Source organism: Rhizobium sp. C1 (assembly GCF_021026335.1).
Classification (GTDB): Bacteria; Pseudomonadota; Alphaproteobacteria; order Rhizobiales; family Rhizobiaceae; genus Ensifer_A.
Map to the genome: position 1 here is coordinate 1 of NZ_JAJNCY010000021.1, position 1,241 is coordinate 1,241.

General features: G+C 56.7%; 1 protein-coding gene. It reads left to right on the forward strand.

Features of this window, described 5'->3' with window-relative positions; all coding sequences use genetic code 11:
* Positions 1-63: 63 nt before the first annotated feature.
* Positions 64-1,211 (forward strand): IS3 family transposase gene (locus tag LQK83_RS21555; RefSeq protein WP_230839538.1). Its coding sequence is split into 2 segments (ribosomal slippage): positions 64-313 and positions 313-1,211, totalling 1,149 coding nucleotides; the frame shifts between segments, so codons are not numbered across the junction.
* Positions 1,212-1,241: the final 30 nt, after the last annotated feature.

Here is a 1,241-nt window from a genome sequence, read left to right on the forward strand (position 1 = left end):
TGGCCTGCTGCCGGTTTCATGGACACCGAGTTAAGGTGTTTCCAATGAAACTGGAGCGAAGGAATGCAACGAAGGAAGTTCAGCCGCGAATATAAGCTTGAAGCGGTGAGATTGATTCGGGAGCGCGGCGTCAGTGTTGCGCAGGCCGCCCGCGATCTGGATGTTCATGAGAACGTCCTGCGCAAATGGGTCAAGGAGTATGGTTCTGATCCAGTGCAGGCCTTTCCGGGCCATGGGCAAATGAGGCCCGAACAGCTTGAGATCGAGAGGCTGCGCAAGGAAGTTGCCAAGCTGAAAGCGGAGCGCGATATCCTAAAAAAGGCCGCCGCCTACTTTGCGAAGGACGTGATATGAAGTTCGCGTTCATTGCAAAGCACCGTTCGATCTGGCCGGTGGCATGGCTGTGCGAAGCGCTGGGTGTCTCTCGTTCCGGCTTCCATGCCTGGCTCAATCGTTCTCCGAGCCACCATGCCCGGTATGACGAGGTTCTCCTGGACAAGATCAAGGGCAGCTTCAAAGATAGCGACCGCACCTATGGTGCCCGGCGTGTCTGGCATGATCTTCTTGCTGAAGGCTTTTCCTGCGGTCTGCATCGTGTCGAACGGCTCATGCGCACGAACGCACTGAGAGCAAGGCCGAGAAGACGTGGCTTGCCGAAGGACGGCGGCGAACGCTCGGTCATCATGCCGAATGTTCTGGACCGCCAATTTGCGGCGGACAGGCCGAACCAGAAATGGGTGGCTGATTTTACCTATCTATGGACAGCAGAGGGCTGGCTGTATGTTGCCGCTGTCATCGACCTGTTCTCCCGCCGCGTTGTCGGCTGGTCGATGAACTCCAGCATGACCTCTCAACTCGTGACCGATGCCCTGATCATGGCGATCTGGCGCAGGGGCAAGCCGGATGCGTTGCTGCATCATTCGGACCAGGGCAGCCAATATACCAGCGAGCAGTTCCAGCGCCTCATGGCCGACCACGGCATCACCTGTTCGATGAGCCGGTCGGGCAATGTTTGGGACAATGCCGCGATGGAGAGCTTCTTCTCATCACTCAAAACGGAAAGGACGGCACGCAAGGTCTACAGAACCAGAGACGACGCCAAGGCAGATGTGTTCGACTACATCGAGCGCTTCTACAATCCGAAGCGACGCCATTCGACACTGGGCTATCTCAGCCCGATAGAATTTGAAAACAAGGTCGGATTAGCTTAACTCGGTGTCCGATAAACTGGCAGCAGGCCA